5 protein-coding genes and 2 pseudogenes are annotated in these 6,538 nt (G+C 76.7%); 4 read left to right on the top strand and 3 right to left on the bottom strand.

The annotated features are described in order from the left end of the window. A partial coding sequence (locus tag ABZ641_RS22410) for a DUF6493 family protein (RefSeq protein WP_359984275.1) occupies positions 1 to 1,851 on the bottom strand: 1,851 nt, incomplete at its 3' end. Continuing rightward, complete coding sequence (locus ABZ641_RS22405) at positions 1,848 to 3,224, bottom strand: SWIM zinc finger family protein (RefSeq protein ID WP_359984272.1); 1,377 nt, start codon at positions 3,222 to 3,224, stop codon at positions 1,848 to 1,850. The genes ABZ641_RS22405 and ABZ641_RS22410, both read right to left, overlap by 4 nt. A 123-nt stretch (positions 3,225 to 3,347) precedes the next feature. Here ABZ641_RS22405 and ABZ641_RS22400 point away from each other — a divergent pair, with 123 nt between their 5' ends. The 4 genes and pseudogenes from ABZ641_RS22400 to ABZ641_RS22385 all read left to right on the top strand — a co-directional run bounded on the left by ABZ641_RS22400 (position 3,348) and on the right by ABZ641_RS22385 (position 6,254). After that, positions 3,348 to 4,259, top strand: coding sequence for an acyl-CoA thioesterase II (locus tag ABZ641_RS22400; RefSeq protein ID WP_344628312.1), 912 nt, complete (start codon positions 3,348 to 3,350; stop codon positions 4,257 to 4,259). A gap of 48 nt (positions 4,260 to 4,307) precedes the next feature. Next, positions 4,308 to 4,937 carry a TetR family transcriptional regulator gene (locus ABZ641_RS22395; protein ID WP_344628313.1) on the top strand — a complete coding sequence of 210 codons (630 nt, stop codon included), beginning with the start codon at positions 4,308 to 4,310 and terminating at the stop codon, positions 4,935 to 4,937. A 132-nt stretch (positions 4,938 to 5,069) separates the two neighbouring features. Then, a pseudogene (locus ABZ641_RS22390) lies at positions 5,070 to 5,873 on the top strand (Tat pathway signal sequence domain protein); the annotation flags it as partial. After that, positions 5,853 to 6,254, top strand: coding sequence for a carbohydrate-binding protein (locus ABZ641_RS22385; protein ID WP_344628318.1), 402 nt, complete (start codon positions 5,853 to 5,855; stop codon positions 6,252 to 6,254). The pseudogene ABZ641_RS22390 and the gene ABZ641_RS22385, both read left to right, overlap by 21 nt. Positions 6,255 to 6,266: 12 nt before the next feature. Here the strand turns inward: ABZ641_RS22385 and ABZ641_RS22380 are convergent. Further along, positions 6,267 to 6,538, bottom strand: a pseudogene (locus ABZ641_RS22380) (sulfite oxidase); the annotation flags it as partial.

Raw genomic sequence — 6,538 nt, 5'->3', positions numbered from 1 at the left:
GGGGCGGCGCGGGAGGCCGCCTTCGCGCAGCCAGCCGGCCAGCCGGCCGCCGGCCGGGGTGCCGACGGCCGCGGCGGCCGCGATCACCGCGGGCTCGGTGGTCGGCGCCACCCGCAGCAGGGCCTGCCCGAGGTCGACCGGGCCCGGGTCGGCACCGAGCGCGGCGTACCCGGCGAGCCGTTCGACCAGGACGACCGGGTCGATCGACCCGGTGGTGTCGGTGGGGGTGGCCAGCAGGTGGGGCAGCGGGCGGGTGGCCAGCCGCAGCACGGCCTCCTCCAGCCGCGCGGCGGTCTGCTGGTCGAAGGGCGTGGACCAGGCGGTGCGGAAGCTGCCGTGCCGGTACGAGCGGTCGGCGACCTGGCGGGCCCGGCCGACGGTCATCCGGCCGGCGGCGGCCTCGGCGATCAGCCCGAGGTCCCGCGCGTGGGGGTGGGCCCGCAGCACCGGGTCCAGGGCCTCGGCGAGGGCGGCGCGGTCGGTGTGCGCGTGCCGGACGAGCCCGTCCAGGACGCGCTCCCAGGGGACGAGGGCGGTGTCCCCGGCGAGCACCGCGCCGAGCTCCTCGGCGAGTTCGGCCGGGGTGGCGATCGGGGCGGGCACCGGCCGGGGCTGCGGCGGGGGCGGCAGCAGCTCCTGGTACTCCTCGGCCTGCACCTCGGCGCCGACCAGCTCGGCGGCGCGCCGGTGGTGGGCCGGGTCGAGCTGTTCGGCGGCGGCCCGCAGCTCGGGGAGGACGGCGGTGCCGGCGGCGGCCAGGTGCCGGGCGACCACCTTGAGCGCCTGCTCCTGGAGGGTGCGGTCGGGGTGGCCGAAGGCGCCGGCCGCGGCGAGGACCACCGGCCCGGCCCGGTGGGGCGCGGTGCGGGCGGCCCGGTCGAGCCAGCCGAGCTGGGCGCGGACGAGCTTCTTCTCCGTCCGGAACAGCACGGTGGGGCTCGCCTCGTCGAGCACCTCGGGGTCGAGCCGGCCGGCGGCGTCCAGCGAGGCGAGTACCTCCTGGGCCAGGGCGGCCGTGGTGGACGGGCCGGAGAGCAGCGCCAGCAGGGTGCGGGCCCGCTCGGCGTACTCGTCGGCGGTGGGGGCCAGCGCCCGCAGGACCGTCAGGTAGATCCGGTGGTCGTTGGGGCGGCCGCCGCCGCGCAGCAGCCGGGCGAGGCAGCGGTCGAGCAGGTCGGCGCGGTCGAGGACGCCGTCGGCGGCCAGCCGGGCGAGGACGGCGGGCCAGCGCTCGGAGTCGTCCCGGGCGACCCAGGGGCCCTCCAGTTCGCCGGCGAGGTCGGGCACCTCGAAGACCCGCGGGGCGAGCACCGGGGTGAACGGGTCGGCGACCAGCCGGGCGTGCAGGTCGCGGCCGGGCGGCAGGTCGCCGAAGGCGCGGTGGCGCGGTTCGGGCCGGGACCGCTCGCGCACCCACTGGGTGGTGAAGGAGTCGGTCGCGGGCACCGGGCTGCCGGTGGAGCGGACGAGGTACTCGAGCAGCGGGAAGTGCTCGGACCAGCCCCAGCCGGGTGCCCTGCGCTCGGCGAGCCGGGCGGTGACGACCTGCCGCCACTCGACGGGCTGACGTTCGATCACCTCGACGAGCAGCGGGTTGCGCCAGCCGGCGCGGTCCTCGAAGACCCGGCTGCCGATCCACTCGGCGGCCGCGGTGGGCGAGGTGTGGCAGCCGGCGCCGGCCACCAGCAGGGCCGTCCACCGGTCCGGGGAACCGGACCAGCTGTCCCGCAACTCCTTGCGGAGGGCGCGCAGCGCGGGTACCTCGGCGCGGCGCTGTTCGGGGGCGAGTTCGGCGAGGGCGGCGGCGACGGCCGCGGTGTCCCCCTTGCGGGCGAGGTCGGCGACGCTCATCGCGCGGCCTCCGGCTGTCCGGCGCGAACCAGGCCGACGGCGAGCACGTGCTTGCACGGCCCGCGCCCGCCCCGGTACTTCGCCCACCAGAGGCAGGTGCAGCCGAGCTGTCCGTCGGCGCCGGTGCGCACCCGCTGCACGTGGTCGTCGACGGTGACCTCGGCGAGGCCGTCGCCGAGCCGGACGGCGCCGGCGGCGGCCAGCGCCCGGGCGGCCCGCAGCCGCGGGTTGTGCGCCTCGGCGCGCCCGGCGTCGTACGGCAGCACGCGGTGGAAGTGGGCGGCGTCGGCCGGGTCGTAGCCGATCTGGCCGGCGGTGCCGAGCCGGGTGAGCGCCGCGCGGACCCGCTCGACGGTGAGCCCGGACTGGGCGGCGAGTTCGGCCGGGTCGATCCTGGGCTCCCAGGCGAGCAGGGTGGCGATCAGCTCGGCGTCCTCCTCGGAGCCCTCGGCGGCGAGGGCGGTGAGCACCCCGCCCTCGCCGGAGAAGCCGCGCGAGGCGTCGGGCGAGAGCGTGAGGGTGAGCCGCATCCCGGGCAGCACCACCTCCCAGGCGGAGGCGGCGGACGCACCGGGGGCCGCCGCGGCGGGCGGGCCGTAGACCCGCAGGCCGAGGGCGTGCCGCAGGACCCGCTGCAGGGCGGCGAGCCGCTCGGGGCCGGGCAGGCAGACGGCGCCGGGCACCGGGCGGCTGGTCGGGCGCAGGGTGCGGCCGGCCGGCACGACCCAGCCGGTGGTGGAGCCGCGGCCGCCGGTGCGGGGCAGGGTGCGCAGGAAGCGGACGGCCTCGGCGGCCGGCAGTTCGGCGCGCAGGTCGAAGCCGGCGGTGAGCACCTGTGTCTCGGCGAAGCCGCGCACCCAGCGCTCGGGCAGCGGGACCTTCTTCTCGACCATCGGGCCGTCGAGGGTGGTGACCTCGAGGGCGTCGGGGCCGACGGCCAGGTGCAGCGGTTCGCCGGCGCCGATCCGGCTGAGGCCTTCGCGGAGCGGGTTGTTGACGTCGACGTTGGTGGTGCCGTGGCCGGGGTCGTCGCCGTCCAGGCCGTCGGCGAGGACGTCGAGGCGGGCGTGCACGCCGCAGCAGCCGGAGAAGGACTCGAAGCGCAGCCGGTCGCCGCCGGCGGTGACCACCGGGTCGAGGGAGGCGCGCAGCTGCGGCTGGTGATAGCGGGCGGCGGCGACGTCGGCCACCGCGAGGAGGGCGGCCGCGGCGGCCGCGGGCGAGGTCAGGAAGCCGCTGAAGAACCGCGGGTTGGCGGTGGCCCCGAGCGGGCCGGCGCCGCCGGAGGTCTCCAGGGCGAGGGCCCGCCCGGCGGTGTTCCGGTGCACCGCGGAGGGGCGCAGGTAGGCGTACGTCTGCACGGCTTGCGTCATGGCGAGGACGCTAGGTGCGGGGACTGACAGGCCATCGTTTCTGGAACGCGTTCTACTCCCCCGACGCACCACGGGTAACCCAGGTCACACCGCGGTGCGGGGGCGATCTGCCAGTATGGGGCGGTGAACGACGCCATGGACCAGGGGATGCCGGCCGACGACCAGGTGGCCCCGTTCGTCGAGCTGTTGCGGATCGAGGAACTGGACGAGAACCTGTTCCGCGGCCGGTGCCATGCCGGCGCGCCGATGCGCGCCTTCGGCGGCCAGGTCGCCGCGCAGGCGCTGACCTCGGCCGGGCGGACGATCGGCGCGGAGCGGTCGGTGCACTCGCTGCACGGCTACTTCCTGCGGCCCGGCGACCCGACCCGGCCGATCGTCTACCAGGTGGACCGGATCAGGGACGGCTCCTCGTACGCGACCCGCCGGGTGACGGCGGTTCAGCGCGGCGAGGCGATCTTCACCATGTCGGCGTCGTTCAAGCGCCCGGAGTCCTCGACGGAGCGGCAGCGCACGATGCCGCCGGTGCCGGGGCCGGAGGAGCTGCCGGACCCGTTCGTGGCCTGGGAGCGGGCGAACCCGGAGGACTTCGCGAAGTCGACCGGCTTCCGTGCGCTGGAGATGCGCTTCCTGCCGGCCGACGCGCCCGGGATGCCGGCCGAGCTCCCGGGCGTGCCTCAGCAGTTCGTCTGGCTGCGGACGGGCACCCCGCTGCCGGACGACGACCCGCTGCTGCAGGTCTGCGCGCTCACCTACCTGTCCGACCTGACGCTGGCCTCGACCACGGCGCTGCACCTGGAGCCGCACCGCTTCGGGCGGAAGGAGCCGCGGCGCACCCTGCTGGCCTCGCTGGACCACGCGATGTGGTTCCACCGCCCGTTCCGGGCCGACGAGTGGCTGCTGTTCGCGCAGCGCAGCCCCTCGGCCTCGGACGGACGGGGTCTGGCGCTCGGCGAGTTCTACAACCGGGACGGCCTGCTGGTGGCCTCGGCGGTGCAGGAGACGCTGCTGCGGGAGGCGCGCGCGACCCGTCCGTGACCGATCGCGTCATACCCGTGCGGGACCCCGGGCCCTATCATGGTGAAGGTGACCAAGGTTGACCTGTCACCCCGTCCGGTGGAGGCGATGTCGCCCCGTCAGCTGGAACGCCGCGGGAACCTGATCGCGGCCGCGCTCGCGCTGGTGACCGAGATCGGCGTCGAGCGGCTGCAGATGCGCCAGGTGTCCGAACGCTCGGGGGTCGCCCTCGGGACGACCTACCGCTATTTCTCGTCCAAGGACCACCTGCTCGCGGCCGCGATCGCGGAGTGGCACCACTCGCTGCTGACCGACCTGGTGGGTGAGGCGCGCGGCCGCCGGGCCGGGCTCACGGCCAGCGACCGGATGGTGCGCTTCGTCCGGCACGGCATGCGCGCCTACCAGCGGCAGCCCGAGCTGGCCCGACTGCGGGTGTCGGTGGCGGCGTCCACCGATCCGTTCGCCAGCGAGGCGCTGCAGGCGATGGCGAAGGCGGACGGTGCGGCGCTGCGCGCGGTGATGTCCGAGGTGCCGCCGAGCACGGGGGACGTCGTGCGGCACATCGTGGGGCACGCCTGGCAGGGCGAGCTGACGGCCTGGGTGACCGGCCGGACCACCCTGGACGACGCCCGCCGGCGGCTGGAGGACGTGGTGCGGCTGGTGCTGACGCCGTACGAGGCGGCCGATCCGGCGGCCTGACGGCGAGTCTTAAATCGGGCGTAAGCGTTCCTGACGTTCCTTGACCGCGGCCCGGCGCGCCCCGACGCTGGACGGACTCCGCCCCGGCGAGCCCCGGGACCCCCGCCGCGCCCGACCATCAGGAGCCCTGTCATGAACACGCCCTCCCGCCGGCTGCTGCTCGGCGCCGCGCTCGGCGGCGCCGCCTCCGCCGGGCTCCAGATGGCCGCCCGCGGCGAGACCCCGGCCGCCCCGTCGGTCTCCGGCTGGCAGCTGCGCTGGTCGCCCTCCCCCGCCTTCGACGGACTGCGCGCCTTCGAGACCGTCGAGGACGACCGGGCCGGCTCGCACCCGTCCGCCCGGCCGCACATCACCACCGACGGCGACGCGTACCGCTGGACGATGCACACCGTCGACCGGGACTCCGCCACCGACCGGCAGCGCCACGAGGTCACCGGGATGCGCAGTCCGGCGGGCGGCCCGCCGCTGGAGTGGCGGGCCGGCGAGACCTGGCGGACCACCTACGCGGTGTACGTCCCGTCCTCGCTCCGGGCGACCACGACCTTCACCCACATCATGCAGATGAAGCAGCCCGGCAACGGCACCGCGCCGATCGTGGTGCAGTCGCTGCGGCGGGTCGGCGGCAGGGAGACGGTCGAACTCGCCCTGCCGCAGTCCGGGGTGCTGGTCGGCCGGACCGACCTGGCGGCGCTGCACGACCGCTGGGTCGACGTGGACTTCCGGATCAGGATCGGCGACGGCTCGAAGGGCACGGTCCGCTGGATCCTGCGCAGCGGCGGGACGACCCTGGTCGACGCGGCGAAGGAGGGCGTGGACACCTTCCTCGCCGACCGGGTCCGCCCCAAGTGGGGAATCTACCGCTCGCTCGGCGACACCTCCGGCTCGCTGCAGGACTGCCACCTGCTGATCCGGTCGATGCGCGGCTACCAGCTGGTCCCCGGGCCGTCCGGGACCTACCGGGCCGAGGAGGCCGTGCTGCGGCAGGGACGGCTGGAGACCGGTCCGTCCGGGGTCGCCTGGGCGTCCTTCGACGGCGGTGCCGGAGCCGGGGCCGAGTGGACGGTCGAGGCGGGCGCCCCGGCCGCCGCCACCCTCTCGCTGCGCTACGCCAACGGCGGTGCCGCCGACCGGCCGATGGACGTCGCCGTCAACGGCAGCCGGGTGGTCGCCGCACGCGCCTTCCGGCCCACCGGCGGGTGGGACCGCTGGGAGACGGTGGCGCTGCCGGTGACCCTGCGGCCGGGGCCCAACACCGTCCGGGTCACTGCCGTCGGTGCCGCGGGCGCGCCGCGGCTGGAGCGGATCGCACTCGGCTGACCCGCGGCGCCCTCAGACCACCTCCACCGGGTGCACCACGACCGCGTCGAAGAGGTAGCCCTCGCGGTTGAACCGTGCCTCGGCGCCCTGGGTGCGGCCGAGCAGGTCGGTGGCGCGGGCGCGCAGCCCGTAGCGGCCGGGCGCCGCGGGCCGCCAGTCCAGCGCCCAGCGCCGCCAGCCGTAGCGGCTCGGCGGGTCGAGCAGCTCGGCCGTCCGCCAGACGCGGCCGCCGTCGGTGCTCACCTCGACGGCGCGGACGGCGGCCGCCCCCGACCAGGAGCGGC

The sequence above is a fragment of the Kitasatospora sp. NPDC007106 genome (genome assembly GCF_040634455.1).
In the GTDB taxonomy this organism is placed as follows: Bacteria; Actinomycetota; Actinomycetes; order Streptomycetales; family Streptomycetaceae; genus Kitasatospora; species Kitasatospora arboriphila.
This window is presented reverse-complemented; position numbering and strand designations above follow the sequence as displayed.